Below are 18,663 nucleotides of genomic sequence, written 5' to 3'. Positions count from 1 at the left end.
AGCGGTCGCGAAACCGCCGATCGACTGGTATTTCTGCCGACCGAAGTTCGCCCTCTCCGGCAATCGGTCTAGCTAAAATGGAAATCGGCGTCCATTCGACCAGCGACCCGGCGGGAGAGCGGTATGGCGTTCTATCGGCAACTGGGATCCCTACCGGCGAAGCGGCACACCCAGCATCGTGACGAACGGGGGCACCTGCTCTACGAGGAGCTGATGGGCGAGGAAGGCTTCTCCGGCGACTCGTCGCTGCTGTATCACCGCGGACTGCCGCCGGCGATCGTCGACTCCTCGGTCTGGCGGCCGCCGAATCCCCGGACCGTGCCGAACCATCCGCTGCGGCACCGGCACCTGCGGCTGCACGAACTGTTCCCCGAGTCCGCGCTCGCACAGACCGACGTCGTGACGGGCCGCCGCCTGATCCTCGGCAACGACGACGTGCGCATCTCCTATGTTGCGGCGCTGCGCGAATCACCCTTGTACCGCAACGCGATCGGTGACGAGCTGGTCTACGTCGAATCCGGATCGGGCGTGGTGGATACCGTCTTCGGGCGGCTGCCGGTGCACGCCGGCGATCACGTGCTGCTGCCGCGCGCGACCACGCATCGCTGGCGGCCGGAGGGCCCGGAACCACTGCGCGGCTACATCATCGAGGCGACCGGACATATCACCGCACCGAAGCGGTATCTGTCCGCATTCGGTCAGTTCCTGGAGAATTCGCCGTACTGCGAGCGGGATCTGCACGGTCCGGCCGAGCCGCTGCAGGAGTCCGGCACCGAGGTCGAGGTGCTGGTGAAACATCGGCCCGGCGCCGAAATACTCGGCACCCGAATGGTGTACGCCGATCATCCGTTCGACGTGGTGGGCTGGGACGGCTGCCTGTACCCGTACACCTTCGATATCGCCGATTTCGAGCCGATCACCGGCCGCGTCCATCAGCCGCCCCCTGTGCACCAGGCCTTCGCGGGGACGAACTTCGTGATCTGCGATTTCGTACCCCGCAAGGTCGACTACCACCCGCTGTCGATTCCGGTGCCCTATTACCACTCCAACGTCGACTCCGACGAGATCCTGTTCTACTGCGGCGGAAACTACGAGGCGCGGCGCGGTTCCGGTATCGGACCGGGATCGGTCTCGGTACACCCGGGCGGATATGCGCACGGTCCGCAGCCGGGCGCCTACGAGCGCAGTATCGGCGTGGACTATTCCGACGAACTGGCGGTGATGGTCGACACCTTCCGCCCGCTGGGGCTCGGCGAGGGCGCCCTGGCGTGCGAGGACCCGGATTACGCGTGGACCTGGTCGGGCCGCGGGCCGAGTTCGGGGCGGGCGTGACCGCCACGGTCCGGCTGGAGGTGTCCGACGATGCCCCGTTCGGGCCGGACAACCTGCCCTACGGGGTGTTCGCGCCGTCCGGCGGCGATTTCCGAGTCGGCGTCCGGGTCGGCTCGAATGTCGTGGATCTGGCTGTGTTGCTGGATGATTCGGCGTTCGCGCGACCCGATCTGAACGCTTTCCTGGCCCAGGGGCCACGGCGTTGGCACACGGTGCGCGAACGGCTGCGGGAGGCGGTGCGTGGGCCACTGCCCGCGGCGGTGATCCATCCGCTCGCGTCGGTGCGATCGAAGCTCCCGATCGCGATCGGCGACTATGTGGACTTCTACGCGAGTATCGACCACGCCACCCGGCTCGGGCGGTTCCTGCGTCCCGACGGCGAACCGCTGCTGCCGAATTGGCGACACCTGCCGGTGGGGTATCACGGGCGCGCGGGCAGCGTGGTGGTCTCCGGCACCCCGGTGATCCGGCCCTGCGGACAGCGCCGGACCGGCTCGGGCGCGACGGAATTCGCGCCGTCCGCCCGGCTGGACATCGAGGCGGAACTCGGCTTCGTCGTCGGCGCCGGTTCCGAGCTCGGGACATCGATCGCGGTGGACGCGTTCCCCGATCATGTTTTCGGCGTGGCGCTGGTCAACGACTGGTCGGCCCGCGACATACAGGCCTGGGAGGGACAGCCGCTCGGCCCGTTCCTCGGCAAATCGTTCGCGACCTCACTGGCGGCGTGGATCACTCCGCTCGCCGCGCTGGAATCCGCCCGGATCGCGCTGCCGGAACAAACCCCGGAGCCGCTTCCCTATCTACGGGGACGACAGGATTGGGGATTCGACATCGACGTGCGCGTGCACTGGAACGGTGTCCCGGTGAGTGCGCCACCGTATCGGGCGATGTACTGGTCGGGGGCGCAGATGCTGGCCCATCTGACGGCCAACGGCGCCGGCACCCGGCCCGGCGACCTGTTCGCCTCCGGCACCATCTCCGGTCCCCGCCGGGATCAGAGCGGATCGTTCATCGAACTCTCCGGCAACGGCGCCGAACCCGTCGAAGTCGGTGGCGCCGAGCGGACCTTCCTCGCCGACGGGGATACGGTCCTGCTGACCGCGACGGCCCCTGGCCCCGGCGGCTCACCTATGGCGTTAGGCGAGGTCAGCGGCCAGATCCTGCCCGCTCGCCGCTGATCGGCAGCGTGTCACCGTCCTGGCGGACACAACCCGATAATTGTGCAACGCGACTACAATGTGAGAGGCGTCACAGCGCACGGAACGCGTCTTCATCCGTTCGGTGCGGTGAACACCATCGGCAGCGTGGCTTACGAGGAGCACCTATGCGCGAATACAGCCTGCCGGCCCTACAGGAAGTTCCCCCCGGCGCCACCCTCGGCGACCTTGTTCACCGCAACGCCGAAGAATGTCCCGACGTCGCGGTCATCGCTCGAAAACGCGACTCCCGATGGGAGGATCTGACCGCGGTCGAATTCCTCGCCGAGGTGCGAGCGGCGGCCAAGGGCCTGATCGCCAGTGGTATCGAGCCGGGCGATCGGGTGGCGATCATGTCCCGCACCCGGTACGAGTGGACACTGCTCGATTTCGCCGTCTGGTGCGCCGCGGCCGTCACCGTTCCGGTGTACGAGACGTCCTCCGCCGAACAGGTGCAATGGATACTCTCCGATTCCGGAGCCGTCGCGGTGATCACGGAAACCGCCGCGCACACGGCCGTCGTGGGCAAGGTGCAGGAACAGGTGCCCGATCTCGCGCACATCTGGGAGATCGAGGCGGACGCGGTCGCCACCCTCGTGCGAACCGGCGCCGATGTCACCGACGTCGCGCTGGACGAACGGCGCTCCGCGATCGCCGGGGACTCTCTCGCGACCATCGTCTACACCTCCGGCACCACCGGCCGGCCCAAGGGATGCCGGATCACCCACGGCAACTTCCTCGGCGAACTGAGCAACGCGACCGCACGCCTGCCGCAGCTGTTCCGCACGGGCGAGTCGTCGGTCCTGCTGTTTCTGCCGCTGGCCCATGTGTTCGGGCGGCTCGTCGAGGTGGCCGCCGCGCTCGCGCCGATCAAGATCGGTCATGTCGGCGACGTCAAGAACGTCACCGAAGAGCTGGGAACCTTCCGGCCGACGCTGATCCTCGGCGTACCACGGGTGTTCGAAAAGGTCTTCAACACGGCACGCACGCAGGCGCAGTTGACGCACCGGGGCCGGATTTTCGACATCGCCGCCGATACGGCGATCGCCTACAGCCGCGCCTTGGATACCGACCACGTCCCGCTGGGGCTGCGCTTACGCCATCAGCTGTTCGACCGTTTGGTGTACCGCAAGCTGCGAGCCGCACTCGGTGGCCGGGCCACGCACGCCCTCTCCGGCGGTGCTCCACTCGGCGAACGGCTGGGGCACTTCTTCCGCGGCGTCGGCTTCACGGTGCTGGAGGGTTACGGGCTGACCGAAACCTCCGGAATCGCCACTTTCAACCCGGACGACCGGCCGAAGATCGGAACCGTAGGCCAGCCGGTGCCGGGCACGACGGTTCGCATCGATGAAGACGGCGAGATCCTGCTGCGAGGCCCCCAGATGTTCCCCGGCTATTGGAACAACCCCGTGGCCACCGCGAACACCTTCCGCGACGACTGGTTCGCCACCGGCGACATCGGCTCACTCGACGACGAGGGTTACCTCACCATCACCGGCCGCAAGAAAGAACTCATCGTGACCGCCGGCGGCAAGAACGTCGCCCCAGCGGTGATCGAAGACCGCATTCGAGGCCACGCCATCATCGGTGAAGTTGTTGTCGTCGGCGACGCCAAACCCTTCGTCACCTGTCTGGTCACCGTCGACAGCGAGCACTTCCCGATCTGGAAGCAGCTGCACGGAAAACCCTCCGAGGCCACCCTCGAAGACCTCGATTCCGACCCGGAGCTGCTGAGCGCGATCCAGGCCGCCGTCGACGACGGCAACGCGGCCGTATCCCGAGCCGAGGCGGTCCGGAAGTTCAGGCTGCTGCGTACCGAATTCACCGAGGCCAACGGCTATCTCACCCCGTCACTCAAGCTCAAGCGCAACGTGGTCCTGCGCGACTTCGCCGACGAGATCGACGCACTGTATTCGACGTAGCACGGCCGGTTCGATCACCGAGTCCGATTCAGGGTCCGATCGCTGGGGCAGTGACGCGCCCCACGGTCGCGCGGTACCCTCGGCCGGGTACCACATCGTGCCAACGGGGGCTCGCACCAGCGGGCTGAGAGGACGGCTAGCCCATTCGAGCGGATCGAGGGCCGTCGACCGTACGAACCTGACCGGGTAATGCCGGCGTAGGGAGGATTGAGCTCACATGTCGTCGAACCATGTCACCACCGGCCCCATTGCGGGCAGCGCAAAGCACTACGAGCAGATCGACGCCGACGGGACGACGTTGCGCATCCCGGTCCGCCGGATCAACCTGACCAACGGCGAACACTTCGACGTCTACGACACCTCCGGGCCGTACACCGACGATTCGGCGACGATCGACCTGGAGGCCGGACTTCCGAAGCTCCGCGCCGGCTGGACCGAACCGGACGTGCCGGGCCCGCGCACTCAGCTGGCCTGGGCCAGAGCCGGCGCGATCACCGCCGAGATGCGGTATATCGCTGCGCGCGAAGGTGTTTCGCCGGAATTGGTTCGCGACGAGGTGGCCGCCGGCCGGGCCGTGATCCCCGCCAACCACAACCATCCCGAATGCGAGCCGATGATCATCGGCAAGAAGTTCGCGGTGAAGATCAACGCCAACATCGGCAACTCCGCGGTCACCTCCTCGATCGCCGAAGAGGTGGAGAAGATGGTATGGGCCACCCGCTGGGGCGCCGACACCATCATGGACCTGTCCACCGGTAAGAACATCCACGAGACCCGCGAGTGGATCCTGCGGAATTCGCCGGTACCGGTCGGCACCGTGCCGATCTATCAGGCGCTGGAGAAGGTGAACGGCGATCCGACCGAGCTGACCTGGGAAATCTATCGCGACACCGTGATCGAGCAGGCCGAGCAGGGCGTGGACTACATGACCGTGCACGCCGGGGTGCTGCTGCGGTACGTACCGCTGACCGCCAAGCGCGTCACCGGCATCGTCTCGCGCGGCGGTTCGATCATGGCGGCGTGGTGTCTGGCCCACCACCAGGAATCGTTCCTGTACACGAACTTCGCGGAGCTGTGCGAGATCCTCGCGAAATACGACATCACCTTCTCGCTCGGCGACGGACTGCGGCCCGGTTCCATCGCGGATGCCAACGACGAGGCGCAGTTCGCCGAACTGCGCACCCTCGGCGAGCTGACCAAGATCGCGAAATCCCATGGCGTGCAGGTGATGATCGAGGGCCCGGGCCACGTCCCGATGCACAAGATCGTGGAGAACGTGCGGCTGGAGGAGGAGCTGTGCGAGGAGGCGCCGTTCTACACCCTGGGCCCGCTCGCCACCGACATCGCACCGGCCTACGACCACATCACCTCGGCGATCGGCGCGGCGATCATCGCCCAGGCCGGCACCGCGATGCTCTGCTACGTCACCCCGAAGGAACATCTGGGGCTGCCCAACCGCGACGATGTGAAGACCGGCGTGATCACCTACAAGATCGCCGCGCATTCCGCCGATCTCGCCAAGGGGCATCCGCGGGCGCAGGAACGCGACGACGCATTGTCCAAGGCGCGCTTCGAATTCCGCTGGCACGACCAGTTCGCGCTGTCGCTGGATCCCGACACCGCGCGGGAGTACCACGACGAAACGCTGCCCGCCGAACCCGCCAAGACCGCTCACTTCTGCTCGATGTGCGGTCCGAAGTTCTGCTCGATGCGGATCTCCGCCGATGTGCGCGAGTACGCGGAGAAGCAGGGACTCACCGACGTGGAGGCGATCGAGGCCGGTATGGCCGAGAAGTCGGCCGAGTTCGCCGAGGCCGGTGGAAAGGTCTATCTGCCGGTCGTGTCCTGACAGCGAAAGCTGTTGTGCCGTAACGGTCCGGCCGTTGCGCTGCGCGCGCCGACGCCCGCCTGCCGCCAGGGCGTGCGTCGGCGCCGCAGATGTGCCGCACGCTCGCGGCTCATCACTCGACGTTCGCGAGCGTCCGGATTCCGGTGAGGATCACGCGAACGCCGTGCTCGAATTCGTCGTTCGGGTCGATCGCGGACAGCGTGGTGACCAGGTGGGCCGTACGCGGATAGCGATCGGGGTCCACCGCCCGGTCGAGGTGGGCGTAGGGATTGTCGCCACCGTAGTCCGCACCCGTACGCGCCTGCTCCTCGATCACGAAGCCGACCGTGTAATGCAGGACGATCGGGAAGACCCACCCGGCCTGATCGGCGGAGAAACCCGCGTCCTCCAGTGTGCGTAGCGTCAATTCCATTGTGCGCCACATCGATTCGTCGCTGACGTAGGTGCCGGCGAGCAGTCTGCCGCCGTCGCGGTGGCGCAGCATCGAACGCCGCAGCCGGCCGGCCAGTTCGGTGATCCAGTCCTGCCAGGGCTCGCCCCGGCGCGGCCCCTCCACGCGGTCGACCGCGGCGGTGAAGACCGCGCGCGCCATCACATCGAGCAATTCCTGCTTGTTCTTGACATGCCAGTACAGCGCCGGCGCCTGCACGTTCAGCGCCGACGCCACCTTGCGCATGGTCAGCCCGTCGAGCCCGGTCTCGTCCAGCAGCTCCAGCGCGGCCGCGCCGATGACGTTGGCGTCGAGTTTCATCGCACCTCCCAGTCGATTGCTTGACAGCTTAACAATGTTCTGGTGTCCTTAACGGCGTTAAGGATTTAACAACGTTAAGGAGCGGGTCGTGCACACAACCGAGGTAGTCGTCGCAGGTGGCGGGCCTACCGGCCTGATGCTGGCGTACGAATTGCGGCTGGCCGGGGTCGAAGTGGCACTGCTGGACGCGCTGCCGGCCCGCACCGGCGAATCCCGGGCCGGAGGTATTCACGCGCGCACCATGGAGATCCTCGACCAGCGCGGCCTGCTCGACGAGCTGCTGCGTCAGGGACGCACTCTGCCGCGGGGGCATTTCGGCGGACTTCCGCTCGACTTCAGCGACTTCCACACCCGCTTCCCGTACACGCTCGCGGTGTTGCAGTCGGTGATCGAGCGCGAGTTGGACCGTCACGCGACGGCGGCCGGCGCGCCCGTCCAGTGGGATTCGCCGGTCACGGGATTTCGTCAGGACGATTCCGGGGTGGAGGTCGAGGTCGGCGGGACCCACCCCCGCCTTATCCGCGCCGCTTACCTGGTCGGCTGCGACGGCGGGCGCAGTGCGGTGCGCAAGCTCGCGGGCATCGGCTTCGACGGCACCGACGCGACGGTGACGGGAATGATCGCCGATGTCGAACTCGCCGCTCCTCCTGCCGAGTTGTTCTTCGGCGCTCGGGGCGCGACCGGCGACTATTCTGTGATCCAGTTCGAGCCAGGGTGGTACCGGCTGATCGCCCAGTGCCACGACCGGGTGCGCGAGCGGGGCAGCGAGTTGACCTTCGACGAATTTCGCGACGCATTCACCGAACTCGCCGGCACCGATTTCGGTATGCACAGCCCGCGGTGGGTCACCCACTACAGCGACGCCGCCCGGCAGGCCGATCGCTACCGCGTCGGCCGCGTGTTCCTGGCCGGCGATGCCGCGCACATCCATTTCCCGGCCGGTGGCCAAGGCCAGAATCTGGGTCTGCAGGATGCGGCCAACCTGGGCTGGAAGCTGGCCGCCGTCCTGCGCGGCAATGCCTCCGACGCGCTGCTGGACACCTACGAGTCCGAACGCCGGCCGATCGCCGCACGGGTACTGCAGAACACGCGTGCCCAGACGGCGCTGTCACGACCTGGCGCACACGTGGACGCGTTGCGCGACAGCATGTCCGACCTCCTCGCGATCGACGGGGTCCGTCATCGCCTCGGCCTCATGATCACCGCGCTCGACATCCGCTACGACTGCGGTGACCACCATCCGCTGTGCGGCCGGCGTGTTCCGGATTCCGACATCGTGACTGCCGACGGCCCGGCCCGCGTCCATGAACTGCTGCGCCCGGGGCGCCCGATACTGTTGGTGCGCAATGCAGCCGAGGTGCCCGATATCAGCGACTGGAAGGATCGGGTGGACATCGTGTGCGCACAGGATCAGGGCGCCGAATGGACCGTTCCCGGCCTCGGGCCCGTTCCGGCACCCACGCATACCCTCATCCGCCCGGATGGCTATATCGCCTGGGCCGCAGTCGATTCCACCACCGACGGGTTGAACGCGGCGCTCACCACCTGGGTCGGCCCGAATACCGCACCGCGGTGAATTCGACGGCTACTTCCGGGGCTGCCAGCGCGCGGCGAAATCCTCGGGTTGCGGTGCGGGACCGGGGAGTTCGCCCGGGGTGCGCAGACCGTCGAGCAGCAGGGCGAGCATGCGATGACGCAGTTGCGTGGTCCGGGTGGGATCGGGGAGGACGATCGCCGCGCACGCCTCCAGCACCAGACTGAGGTCGGCGACCGTCACCCCGTCGCGCACGGCGCCGGAAACCGTTGCCCGGCGCAGTATCTCCTCGTTCAATTCCGCCGAGCGCCGCACCTGAGGGGCGAAAGATTCGTCCGGCGTGAAGGTCCCGGCCAGTCGCACGGTCAGCGAATGTACATCGGCGTCGACCACCCGGCGCAGGAATTCCGCCAGCACGTCCGCATCCGCCGGCAACTCCAGCGCGGCCTCGCCCTCGGCGTTGTAACGGCACAGCCCCTGGTAGCAGAGCGTGCGCAGCAGCGCCTCCTTACTCGGATAGCGGCGATACAGCGCGCTGATCCCCACCCCGGCCCGTTCGGCGACGGCCGAGATCGGCGCGGTCGCATCGGCGAGGAAGACCGCGCGGGCGGCGTCGAGGATGATCCCGTCGTTGCGCGCGGCCTGCGCCTTGCGGCCGGGAAGCGCCTGGTGAGCTGGGGCGTCGGCTGATTTCGACATGATCGCAGCGTAGCACTTGAAACGGAATGATCCGTTCTGATACGGTCTAAACAGAACGAAACATTCCGTTCCAGAGGGAGACGATCATGACCATCCACCCGTTCCACATCGACATCCCGCAGGACCGCCTCGACGACCTCGCCGATCGGCTGCGCCGGGCGCTGTGGCCGAACGAGCTGCCCGGCGTCGGTGACGCCTACGGTGTGCCGGGCGAGCGGGTGCGCGCGCTGGCCGAGTACTGGCTGAACGAATTCGACTGGCGTGCAACGGAAGCCCGGCTGAACGCGTATCCTCAGTTCCGCGCGGAGATCGACGGCGAGGACATCCACTTCCTGCACGTCCGCTCATCGCGGCCGGATGCCCTGCCGGTGATCCTCACCCACGGCTGGCCCGGTTCGGTCCTGGAGTACCTGGACGTGATCGAGGCGCTCACCGAACCGGAATCCCCCGACCATCCGGCCTTCCACGTGGTCGTGCCGTCGCTGCCTGGTTTCGGCTTCTCCGGCCCGACCCGCAGCACCGGCTGGGACACCCAGCGCACCGCCCGGGCCTGGGTGGAGCTGATGGATCGGCTCGGCTACCAGCGCTTCGGCGCGATCGGCAACGACGGCGGGTCGATGATCTCCCCGGAGATCGGCCGGCTGGCCGGTGATCGCGTGGTGGGGGTCCACGTGACGCAGTTGTTCTCCTTCCCCTCCGGCGATCCGGCGGAATTCGAGGGACTGTCCGAAGAGGACCTGGGGGCGCTGGCACACCTGCAGTGGTTCCAGGACAACAAGATGGCGTTCAACATCCTGTGCAGCCAGCAACCGCAGACACTGGCCTACGCGCTCAGTGACTCCCCGCTGGGGCTCTTGGGCTGGAACGCACAGCTTTTCGGTGAAAGCCTCGATCCGGAATTCGTGATCGCCAATATCGCGCTGTACTGGCTCACCGGCACCGCGGCCTCCTCGATCCGGTTCTACTACGAGAACGCCCACGCCACCGCGCATCCGGACGGGCCGACCACCACCCCGACCGCGCTGGCCATGTTCGCCGGCGATTTCCGCTCGATCCGCCGGTTCGCCGAGCGTGACCACAAGAACATCGTGAGCTGGAATTCCTACGACGCGGGATCGGTGACCGGCGGCCCCAACGACGCGGCCGGACATTACGCCGCGCACGAGGCGCCGGATGTGCTGGTCGGCGATATCCGGCAGTTCTTCGCCCGAGTGCGGTGAGTCCGGGCTGCTGAGCAGTCGCACCGGACTGCTCAGCGCGGGCCCTACCGGCGCTTCTTCCCTTCGAAGGTGGTCTCGACCCCTGACTGGGTGACACCCTTGGCTTTCTTCTCCGCTCGCTTCTCCTTGAGCGACTTTCCGGACTTCTTGGACATCGTGCTACGCGGAGATTTGTCGGACATAAGCTCCTTTTGTTTGCAGGAACTGAATGATCCTGATACTCCGACCGTACGCGCTGCGCGTCCGATCGGAGTGCGTCGTAGGGTCTTCTGGTGAAACTGCTGCCGTTGCCGGAACCGGGTGCTACCCCGGTCCGGGTGCTGACGATCGCCGGAACCGACTCCGGGGGCGGGGCCGGAATTCAGGCCGATTCGCGGACCATGGCACTGCTGGGGGTGCACGCCTGCGTGGCGGTGGCCGCGGTGACGGTGCAGAACTCGGTGGGGGTCAGCGGCTTCCACGAGATCCCGCCGCAGACCGTCGCCGATCAGGTGCGGGTGGTGACGGGCGACATCGGGGTCGCAGCGGCCAAGACGGGCATGCTGGCCTCGACCGCCATCATCGAGGCGGTGGCGCAGGTCTGTGACGAGGTCGGCATCGGACGCGACGGCACGGTGCCGCTGGTGGTCGATCCGGTGGCGGCCTCCATGCACGGCGACCCACTGCTGCATGCGGAAGCCCTGGACGCACTGCGCTCGGTTCTCATTCCGCGCGCCACGCTGGTGACCCCGAATCTGGACGAGGTGCGGCTGCTCACCGGCATCGCCGTCACCGACGACCGCACCGCCCGCAAGGCCGCCGAGGCGCTGATCGCACTCGGCCCGCGCTGGGCCGTCGTCAAGGGCGGCCACCTGCGCTCCTCCGAATTCAGCACCGATCTGCTGTTCGACGGCGAGCGCTTCCACGAGCTCACCGCGCCCCGCATCACGACCGGTAACGATCACGGCGGCGGCGACACCCTGGCCGCCGCCTCCGCCTGCGCCCTGGCACACGGCTACCGGGTGCCGGAGGCGGTGGCCTTCGCCAAGGAGTGGACCACGCGCTGCCTGAAGGATGCCTACGACCTCGGCGCCGGCCACGGTCCGGTGTCGCCGCTGTGGCGGCTGCGCGAGAACTGAATTCGCCTCACGACCAGGCCGGACGAACCGGCGCGCTCCCAGGAAGCTCACAGGTCGGACGCAGCGCTGCCCAAGGCTGATCCCCGAGATTGGGATCATGACCGAGACAGCGATGGCGTTCCAGGCGGCCACCACCCCCGACTCGACGCGCACACCGGTGCTCGAGGTCGTGATCCCGGTGTACAACGAGGAGCGCGATCTCGCCGGATGTGTCCGCCGGCTGCACGCCTTCCTGCGTGACGGATTTCCCTTCTCGACCCGAATCACGGTGGCGGACAACGCCTCCACCGATTCCACGCTCGCCGTGGCGCGCGCACTCGCCGAGGAGCTGCCCGAGGTCGAGGTCGTCCACCTCGACCGCAAGGGCCGCGGGCGCGCGCTGCGTGCGGTGTGGGAGGCCTCGAAGGCACAGGTCGTCGCGTATATGGACGTCGACCTGTCCACCGACCTCAACGCCCTGCTGCCGCTGGTGGCCCCGCTGGTCTCCGGACATTCCGATCTGGCGATCGGCACCCGGCTGGCGAAATCCTCACGCGTGGTGCGCGGCCCCAAACGTGAGATCATCTCCCGCTGCTACAACCTGATCCTGCGAGCCTCGCTGCAGGCCCGGTTCTCCGACGCCCAGTGCGGATTCAAGGCGATGCGCACCGATGTGGCGCGCCGGATCCTGCCGCTGGTCGAGGACGGGGAATGGTTCTTCGACACCGAATTGCTGGTGATCGCCGAACGCGCCGGGCTGCGCATCCACGAGGTGCCGGTGGACTGGATCGACGATCCGGACAGCCGCGTGGACATCGTCGACACCGCCCGCAAGGATCTGCTCGGCGTGTGGCGGGTGGGCCGCGGCCTGGCCACCGGCGCGCTGCCGATCAACGAGCTGCGCGCCGCCATCGGGCGGGAACCGCTGGTGGACGGGGTGCCGCTGGGCATGGTCGGGCAGCTGGTGCGCTTCGGCATCATCGGTGTGCTCTCCACCCTGGCCTACATGCTCCTGTACGTGATGTTGCAGGCCGTGGTGGGCGCCCAGCCCGCGAACTTCGCCGCCCTGCTGATCACCGCGGTCGCCAACACCGCGGCGAACCGCGCCTTCACCTTCGGCGTGCGCGGCTCGGGCAACGCGGTCTCCCATCACTTCCAGGGCCTGCTGATCTTCACCTTCGCCTGGGGGCTGACCAGTGGTTCGCTGTTCGCCCTGCACCGGTGGGCGCCGGACGCGTCCGTGCACGTGGAATTGCTGGTGCTGGTGGTCGCGAACCTGGTGGCGACGCTGACCCGATTCGTGGGACTGCGCTGGGTTTTCCGCAACGCGGTCGCCGGCAGCGCCGTCGAGGACATCGCGGTCGAGGACATCCCGACGGCACAGGCCTCGCCGGAACCGCGGTGACCACCACCCTCATCCGGCCGATGTCCCCGGACGCGTCGGCCGCCCCGCCCTCGCCGGCTCCGGACCGGCCTGGGTGGAGCGGCCGGCGCTGACCGCGCTCCTGCTCACGACAGCCGTCGCCTACCTGTGCAACCTGAGTGCCAACGGGTGGGCGAATTCCTTCTATACCGCTGCGGCACAAGCGGGTTCGGTGTCGTGGAAGGCCTTCCTCTTCGGTTCCTCGGATGCCGCGAACGCGATCACCGTGGACAAGACCCCGGCCGCCCTGTGGCCGATGGATCTGGCGGTGCGGGTGTTCGGGCTGTCCAGTTGGAGCCTGCTGGTGCCGCAGGTGCTGATGGGCGTGGGCGCGGTCGCGCTGCTGTGGGCGACGGTGCGCCGGCCGTTCGGGCCGGCGGCCGGTCTGCTCGCGGGCGCGGTGCTCGCCGTGACACCGGTGGCGGCGCTGATGTTCCGGTTCGACAATCCGGATGCGCTGCTGGTCCTGTGCTCCGGAAACGACAATGCCCGCCCTCGAAAGAGGGCGGGCATCGCGTTGTTGTAGCCCCGACGGGATTTGAACCCGCGCTACCGCCTTGAGAGGGCGGCGTCCTAGGCCGCTAGACGACGGGGCCGAGAACTTCGCTCCGGGAACCGGAGCCCGGTCAGCTTATCGGTCCCGGGCGGCGGCACCAAATCCGGTGTTCACATACCGTCGATCTCAGAACGGCTTGCCCTGGATGAGTCCGAAGATTCCGGCGATGAAGAACAACGGAATGAACAGCGCGGTCGCCACCGGGTCGCCGTTGAGATATCCCTGCCGAATACCTTCCAGAGCTGCCGCAGAACCCGAATCCATGATCGATTCCCCTCGCTCGATATCCGATGAATTTGTCCGGTTACGGTAGCGCGGCGCGGCGCTGTTCCCACCGGCGGGCATGGGTCAGTGCGGGGTGTGCAACCCCATGTGCAGGGTCGCCGCCCATTGGTGCACGATCTGCTTGCGACGGACCGAGTCGTCGGTGAGGACGTCGGCCAGGCCCAGGCCGCGTGCCATGTCGAGGGTGGCCTGCACGAGGTGGTGGGCGACCGGGTCGGAATCGTCGACGCCGAGGGCCTCGACCGCCAGGCGATGCGAGATGCGGCCGAAGTGGGCCTCCAGCGGCACGATGCGTTCGCGCAACACCGGATCCGCCGCGGCGTGGGTCCACACCTGAAGCGCCGCCTTGAACAGCGGAGTCGTATAGGACTCGACCAGCTGCGCCACCACCGCCTCGGTGCGGCCGACGCCCTGCGCCACCTCGGTCACGGCCGCCGCCTCGGCCTTGGACTGCGCCATCCGGGTGTCGAACATGTACTCGAGGGCGGCGGTGATCAAATCCTCCCGGGTGGGGAAATGATGTTGGGCCGCCCCGCGCGAGACCCCGGCCCGTTCGGCGACCACCGCGACAGTGGCCGCCGCCCAGCCCATTTCGGCCAGACAGTCGATGGTCGCCTCGAGCAATCGCTGACGGGTGGCCCGGCTGCGGTCCTGCTTGGGTTCGTGCGATGCGGTCATGATCGGTTCATTCTGCCCAGCTGGGTGGGCGACGCTGGAAGAAGGCCGTCATCCCCTCGATCACCTCGGGTGTGCCGAAGAAACTGCCGGAACGTTTGGCCAGCTCATCGGCGGTGCGATCGAATTCCGCGACGATGGACGCATTCACCAGCCGCTTACTTTCGACCAGCCCCTGCGGGGACCCCTTGCGCAGTTCGCCGCACAGGCGGGCCACCTCGGCGGCGGCATCGGCGGCCGCGACGGTGATCAACCCGATCCGCTCGGCCTCGGCCGCGTCGAAGGTCTCTCCGGTCTGGTAGTAGCGGGCGGCGGCCCGGGAGGTCAGCCGCGGCAGCAGTGTGAGCGAGATCATGAACGGCGCCAGGCCCAGCCGTGCCTCGGTGAGCGCGAAACTGCTCGACGGTCCGGCGACCGCGATATCGCAGGCGCCGACGATACCCATCCCACCCGCACGTACATTGCCGTCGACCTGCGCGACCACCGGCTTGTGCAGTTCGACGATGCCGCGCAGCACGTCGATCATCCACCCGGTGCGGATATCGGCGGCCGCGGCCGGATCGGCGTCGAGCGCCTCCTTGAGATCCGCGCCGGCGCAGAACGTATTACCGGTGTGGGCGAGGATCACCCCGCGGGCCTGCTCGTCGGCGCCGGCCTTGCGCAGTCCGTCGAGCAGCTCCCGAACCAGCTTCGAGGACAACGCATTCCGATTGTGCGGTGAATCCAGCGTGAGCACCGCGAAGCCGTCGCGCACCTCGTATCGCACGAAAGGCGTTTCGGTGCCGCCGGTTTCGGTGATCTCGGTACCGGTTTCGGTGCCGGTGGTTTCGCTCACGTGCGTTCCTCCTCGTCCGGTTCGGGTGGGTATGTCTCCGCCGGGCCGCGCAGGGGCGGCCCGGACAGGGCGCCGCTCAGTACGACTTCGGCAGGCCCAGCGAATGCTGGGAGACGAAGTTCAGGATCATTTCCCGGCTCACCGGCGCTACCCGCGCGATCCGGGCGGCGCCGAGCATGCCCGCGAGGCCGATATCCGCGGTCAGGCCCGAACCACCGTGCGTCTGGATGGACTGATCCAGGGCCTTGATGCTCGCCTCCGCCGCGGCGTATTTCGCCATGTTGGCGGCCTCCGCGGCACCGAAGTCGTCGCCGGAATCGTAGAGGACCGCGGCCTTCTGCATCATCAGCTTGGCCAGTTCGAGTTCGATCTTCACCTGGGCCAGCGGATGCGAAATGCCCTGGTGCGCCGCGATCGGCGTCTTCCAGACCTGCCGCTCCCGGGCGTATTCGACGGCCCGGTCGATGGCGTAGCGGCCCATGCCCACCGCCATCGCCGCACCCATGATGCGCTCGGGATTCAGACCGGCGAACAGCTGCGCGATGGCGGCGTCCTCCTGGCCCACCAGTGCGCTGCCGGGCAGCCGCACATCGTCGAGGAACAGCGTGAACTGGTTGTCCGGCTCGATGATGTCCATCTCCTGGCGGTTCTTCTGGAAGCCGGGAGTATCGGTCGGGACGATGAACAGGGCCGGCTTCAACTTGCCGGTCTTGGAATCCTCGGTGCGCGAGACGATTAGCACCGCCTCGGCCTGATCCACACCGGAGATGAAGATCTTGCGGCCGTTCAGGATCCAGTCACCGCCGTCGCGCCGCGCGGTGGTGGTGATGTTGTGCGAGTTGGAGCCGGCGTCGGGTTCGGTGATGCCGAACACCATCTTCGACGAGCCGTCGGCCAGCTTGGTCAGCCAGTACTGCTTCTGCTCCTCGGTGCCGTACTTGGTGATGATGGTGCCGCAGATCGCGGGCGAGACCACCATCAGCAGCAGGCCGGCGCCCTGGGCGGCCAGTTCCTCCATCACCAGCGCCAGCTCGTAGATTCCAGCGCCACCGCCGCCGTACTCCTCCGGCAGGTTCACGCCGAGGAAGCCGAGTTTGCCGGCCTCGTCCCACAATTCGTCCAGCGGTTCGTTGCGGCGCGCCTTCGCGGAGACGTAGTCGCGGTAGTTGTACTTCGCGGCGAGCTTGGCGACGGCGGCCCGCAACTGCTTCTGTTCGTCGGTTTCGATGAAACTCATGGAAATTCTCCTGTTGTGGGCGGCTATCCGGCGGTGACTTCGGCCGGTGCGGAGGTGGTTTCGGCGTGGACGACCGCCAGCACGGCGCCGACGTCGACCTGTTGTCCGGCAACCACATTCAGTTCGGTGAGCACACCGGCCGCCGGGGCGGCGATGGTGTGTTCCATCTTCATGGCCTCGAGCCAGAGAATCGGCTGTCCCTTCTCGACGGCGGCGCCGACCTCGGCGCCCAGCCGGATCACCGAACCCGGCATCGGCGCCAGCAACGACCCCTCGGCGACCTGGTCGGCCGGGTCCGAGAAGCGCGGGAGCCGGCGCACCGCGACCGGGCCGAGCGGCGAATCGACGGACACCAGGTCGCCGTAGCGAGCGACCTCGAACCGTCGCCGCACCGAGCCACGCTCGCCGGGCACACCCAGGACCACGACATCCGGTGTGGCCTCGATCAGTTCGAGTCCCGCATGGCTCTCGACCTCGAGCCCGGAGCGGGTCAGGCGGTAGCGCACCTCGTGCGTCCCCGACACCCGGCTCTCGTAGGACTTGCTCTGCGCCTGCGAGGGCAGATTGCGCCATCCGCTGGGCAGCCCCGCGCCGACGCGCGCCCGCGCTCGGTTGGCGGCCGCGTCCGCCAGCGCCGCCGCGACGATGGACAGCGCCTCGTCGTCCGCCGAAACCAGCGGCGCGGCAAGGTTTTCCAGTCCGTGCGTGGCGAAGAACGCGGTATCGGTATCACCGGCGAGGAAGGCCGGATGGCGCAGTACCCGGACCAGCAGGTCGCGGTTGGTGACCAGACCGTGAATGCGGGCCCGCTGCAAGGCGGTCGCCAGCAGATGCGCCGCTTCCTCGCGGGTGTCGGCGTAGGAGATGACCTTGGCCAGCATCGGGTCGTAGAACACCCCGACCGCCGAACCGTCCACCACACCGGAGTCCAGCCGCAGACCGGGCTCGGACAGCACGGCGAATTCGACTGTACCCGGGGCGAATTCGATGCGATGCACCGTGCCGCTCTGCGGCTGCCAGTCGTGCGCCGGATCCTCCGCGTACAGCCGCACCTCGATGGAGTGGCCGCGCAGGGGCGGCGGGTCCTGCGGCAGCCGGTAGCCCTGCGCCACCTGTAGCTGCAGCCGGACCAGATCCAGCCCGGTGGTGCATTCGGTGACCGGATGTTCCACCTGCAGGCGGGTGTTCATCTCCAGGAAGAAGAAATCGCCCTGCTCGTCGGCGAGGAATTCGACCGTGCCCGCACCCTCGTAGCCGATCGCCTCGGCGGCGAGACGAGCCGCCTCGAACAACCGCTCCCGCATCCCGTCGACCCGCTCCACCAGCGGCGACGGCGCTTCCTCGACGACCTTCTGATGCCGCCGCTGAATGGAACATTCGCGCTCGCCCACCGCCCAGACCCGGCCGTGGGTGTCGGCCATCACCTGCACCTCGATATGGCGGCCGGTTTCCAGGTAGCGCTCGCAGAACACCGTCGGATCGCCGAAGGCCGATTCGGCCTCGCGCCGGGCGGCCTCGAGCTGTTCCGGCAGGTCCGCCGGCGAGCGGACCACACGCATACCGCGCCCGCCACCTCCGGCCGACGCCTTGATCAGCACGGGCAGCATGTCCGCGGTGACCTCGGCCGGATCGAGTTCGGCCAGCACCGGAACGCCCGCGGCGTCCATCATCTTCTTGGATTCGACCTTCGAACCCATCTGCTCGATGGCCGCGACCGGCGGGCCCACCCATGCCAGGCCCGCATCGATCACCTGACGCGCGAATTCCGCGTTCTCGGAGAGGAAGCCGTAGCCGGGATGGATCGCGTCGGCGCCCGCGGCACGGGCGGCTTCGATGATCAGATCGCCGCGCAGATAGGTCTCGGCGGGGGTGTTGCCGGGCAGCCGGATCGCCGCATCGGCCTCGGCCACATGCGGTGCGTTCGCATCCGCGTCGGAATACACCGCGGTCGTGGCGACGCCCATGCGCCGGCAGGTCGCGAACACCCGACGGGCGATCTCCCCGCGGTTGGCGACCAGGACGTTCGTGATCGGCCCTACTGTCATCTCAGAC

At 67.8% G+C, this 18,663-nt stretch carries 16 protein-coding genes, 1 tRNA gene and 1 pseudogene; 9 read left to right on the top strand and 9 right to left on the bottom strand.

Annotated elements, in window-relative coordinates; all coding sequences use genetic code 11:
• Nucleotides 1-123 precede the first annotated feature (123 nt).
• The 4 genes from NE2_RS25255 (at nucleotide 124) to thiC (ending at nucleotide 6,299) form a co-directional block, all read left to right on the top strand.
• A complete protein-coding gene (locus NE2_RS25255) occupies nucleotides 124-1,332 on the top strand; it encodes a homogentisate 1,2-dioxygenase (protein ID WP_063030028.1) in 1,209 nt (402 codons plus the stop codon).
• Nucleotides 1,290-2,510, top strand: coding sequence for a fumarylacetoacetate hydrolase family protein (locus NE2_RS25250; protein WP_084494324.1), 1,221 nt, complete (start codon nucleotides 1,290-1,292; stop codon nucleotides 2,508-2,510). Before NE2_RS25255 ends, NE2_RS25250 begins: the two co-directional genes overlap by 43 nt.
• 8 nt (nucleotides 2,511-2,518) lie before the next feature.
• A complete protein-coding gene (locus NE2_RS25245) occupies nucleotides 2,519-4,450 on the top strand; it encodes an AMP-dependent synthetase/ligase (RefSeq protein ID WP_307617956.1) in 1,932 nt (643 codons plus the stop codon).
• A 217-nt stretch (nucleotides 4,451-4,667) separates the two neighbouring features.
• Entirely contained in the window at nucleotides 4,668-6,299 is a 1,632-nt protein-coding gene (gene thiC, locus NE2_RS25240; protein ID WP_030516597.1) for a phosphomethylpyrimidine synthase ThiC, read from the top strand.
• A gap of 112 nt (nucleotides 6,300-6,411) precedes the next feature.
• Here the strand turns inward: thiC and NE2_RS25235 are convergent, their stop codons facing one another.
• Nucleotides 6,412-7,050, bottom strand: coding sequence for a TetR/AcrR family transcriptional regulator C-terminal domain-containing protein (locus NE2_RS25235; RefSeq protein ID WP_063030024.1), 639 nt, complete (start codon nucleotides 7,048-7,050; stop codon nucleotides 6,412-6,414).
• A gap of 88 nt (nucleotides 7,051-7,138) precedes the next feature.
• Here NE2_RS25235 and NE2_RS25230 point away from each other — a divergent pair, with 88 nt between their 5' ends.
• A complete protein-coding gene (locus NE2_RS25230; RefSeq protein WP_106958683.1) occupies nucleotides 7,139-8,626 on the top strand; it encodes an FAD-dependent monooxygenase in 1,488 nt (495 codons plus the stop codon).
• 9 nt (nucleotides 8,627-8,635) lie between these two features.
• On the opposite strand, the gene NE2_RS25225 is transcribed toward NE2_RS25230, so the two are convergent.
• Nucleotides 8,636-9,283: a TetR/AcrR family transcriptional regulator gene (locus tag NE2_RS25225; protein ID WP_063030020.1), complete on the bottom strand. Its 648-nt coding sequence runs from the start codon at nucleotides 9,281-9,283 to the stop codon at nucleotides 8,636-8,638.
• Nucleotides 9,284-9,369: 86 nt separating this feature from the next.
• On the opposite strand from NE2_RS25225, the gene NE2_RS25220 reads away from it, so the two are divergent.
• Nucleotides 9,370-10,503 carry an epoxide hydrolase family protein gene (locus NE2_RS25220; protein ID WP_063030018.1) on the top strand — a complete coding sequence of 378 codons (1,134 nt, stop codon included), beginning with the start codon at nucleotides 9,370-9,372 and terminating at the stop codon, nucleotides 10,501-10,503.
• 44 nt (nucleotides 10,504-10,547) lie between these two features.
• On the opposite strand, the gene NE2_RS36440 is transcribed toward NE2_RS25220, so the two are convergent.
• Entirely contained in the window at nucleotides 10,548-10,685 is a 138-nt protein-coding gene (locus NE2_RS36440; RefSeq protein WP_167356779.1) for a hypothetical protein, read from the bottom strand.
• Between the two features lie 90 nt (nucleotides 10,686-10,775).
• On the opposite strand from NE2_RS36440, the gene thiD reads away from it, so the two are divergent.
• The 3 genes and pseudogenes from thiD to NE2_RS25205 form a co-directional block, all read left to right on the top strand.
• The gene (gene thiD / locus NE2_RS25215; RefSeq protein ID WP_030516602.1) at nucleotides 10,776-11,621 is read left to right on the top strand and encodes a bifunctional hydroxymethylpyrimidine kinase/phosphomethylpyrimidine kinase; all 846 of its coding nucleotides are present in this window, start codon (nucleotides 10,776-10,778) and stop codon (nucleotides 11,619-11,621) included.
• 112 nt (nucleotides 11,622-11,733) lie between these two features.
• Complete coding sequence (locus NE2_RS25210) at nucleotides 11,734-13,005, top strand: bifunctional glycosyltransferase family 2/GtrA family protein (RefSeq protein WP_233429877.1); 1,272 nt, start codon at nucleotides 11,734-11,736, stop codon at nucleotides 13,003-13,005.
• 20 nt (nucleotides 13,006-13,025) lie between these two features.
• A pseudogene (locus NE2_RS25205) lies at nucleotides 13,026-13,489 on the top strand (glycosyltransferase family 39 protein); the annotation flags it as partial.
• A gap of 57 nt (nucleotides 13,490-13,546) precedes the next feature.
• On the opposite strand, the gene NE2_RS25200 reads toward NE2_RS25205, so the two are convergent.
• The 6 genes from NE2_RS25200 to NE2_RS25180 form a co-directional block, all read right to left on the bottom strand.
• Nucleotides 13,547-13,619 (bottom strand) — tRNA-Glu (locus NE2_RS25200).
• A gap of 86 nt (nucleotides 13,620-13,705) precedes the next feature.
• On the bottom strand, nucleotides 13,706-13,843 hold the full coding sequence (locus NE2_RS36435) for a hypothetical protein (RefSeq protein WP_167355071.1): 138 nt from the start codon (nucleotides 13,841-13,843) through the stop codon (nucleotides 13,706-13,708).
• 84 nt (nucleotides 13,844-13,927) lie between these two features.
• Nucleotides 13,928-14,542, bottom strand: a complete 615-nt coding sequence (locus tag NE2_RS25195; RefSeq protein WP_063030014.1) for a TetR/AcrR family transcriptional regulator — start codon at nucleotides 14,540-14,542, stop codon at nucleotides 13,928-13,930.
• 7 nt (nucleotides 14,543-14,549) lie between these two features.
• Nucleotides 14,550-15,338: an enoyl-CoA hydratase family protein gene (locus tag NE2_RS25190; RefSeq protein ID WP_063030083.1), complete on the bottom strand. Its 789-nt coding sequence runs from the start codon at nucleotides 15,336-15,338 to the stop codon at nucleotides 14,550-14,552.
• Nucleotides 15,339-15,450: 112 nt separating this feature from the next.
• Nucleotides 15,451-16,611 carry an acyl-CoA dehydrogenase family protein gene (locus tag NE2_RS25185; protein WP_030516607.1) on the bottom strand — a complete coding sequence of 387 codons (1,161 nt, stop codon included), beginning with the start codon at nucleotides 16,609-16,611 and terminating at the stop codon, nucleotides 15,451-15,453.
• Between the two features lie 23 nt (nucleotides 16,612-16,634).
• Nucleotides 16,635-18,656: an acetyl/propionyl/methylcrotonyl-CoA carboxylase subunit alpha gene (locus NE2_RS25180; RefSeq protein ID WP_063030012.1), complete on the bottom strand. Its 2,022-nt coding sequence runs from the start codon at nucleotides 18,654-18,656 to the stop codon at nucleotides 16,635-16,637.
• Nucleotides 18,657-18,663: the final 7 nt, after the last annotated feature.

Source organism: Nocardia elegans NBRC 108235, assembly GCF_001612845.1.
In the GTDB taxonomy this organism is placed as follows: Bacteria; Actinomycetota; Actinomycetes; order Mycobacteriales; family Mycobacteriaceae; genus Nocardia; species Nocardia nova.
The sequence above is the reverse complement of the archived record's forward strand: the minus strand, read 5'-3'. Positions and strand labels throughout refer to the sequence as shown.

What these genes read in the sequence shown, in the direction of transcription:
- NE2_RS25255 (WP_063030028.1), top strand. Translation starts at nt 124, where the DNA reads ATGGCGTTCTATCGGCAACTGGGATCCCTACCGGCGAAGCGGCACACC.
- thiC (WP_030516597.1), top strand. Translation starts at nt 4,668, where the DNA reads ATGTCGTCGAACCATGTCACCACCGGCCCCATTGCGGGCAGCGCAAAG.
- NE2_RS25235 (WP_063030024.1), bottom strand. Translation starts at nt 7,050, where the DNA reads ATGAAACTCGACGCCAACGTCATCGGCGCGGCCGCGCTGGAGCTGCTG.
- NE2_RS25225 (WP_063030020.1), bottom strand. Translation starts at nt 9,283, where the DNA reads ATGTCGAAATCAGCCGACGCCCCAGCTCACCAGGCGCTTCCCGGCCGC.
- NE2_RS25220 (WP_063030018.1), top strand. Translation starts at nt 9,370, where the DNA reads ATGACCATCCACCCGTTCCACATCGACATCCCGCAGGACCGCCTCGAC.
- NE2_RS36440 (WP_167356779.1), bottom strand. Translation starts at nt 10,685, where the DNA reads ATGTCCGACAAATCTCCGCGTAGCACGATGTCCAAGAAGTCCGGAAAG.
- NE2_RS25210 (WP_233429877.1), top strand. Translation starts at nt 11,734, where the DNA reads ATGGCGTTCCAGGCGGCCACCACCCCCGACTCGACGCGCACACCGGTG.
- NE2_RS36435 (WP_167355071.1), bottom strand. Translation starts at nt 13,843, where the DNA reads ATGGATTCGGGTTCTGCGGCAGCTCTGGAAGGTATTCGGCAGGGATAT.
- NE2_RS25195 (WP_063030014.1), bottom strand. Translation starts at nt 14,542, where the DNA reads ATGACCGCATCGCACGAACCCAAGCAGGACCGCAGCCGGGCCACCCGT.
- NE2_RS25185 (WP_030516607.1), bottom strand. Translation starts at nt 16,611, where the DNA reads ATGAGTTTCATCGAAACCGACGAACAGAAGCAGTTGCGGGCCGCCGTC.
- NE2_RS25180 (WP_063030012.1), bottom strand. Translation starts at nt 18,656, where the DNA reads ATGACAGTAGGGCCGATCACGAACGTCCTGGTCGCCAACCGCGGGGAG.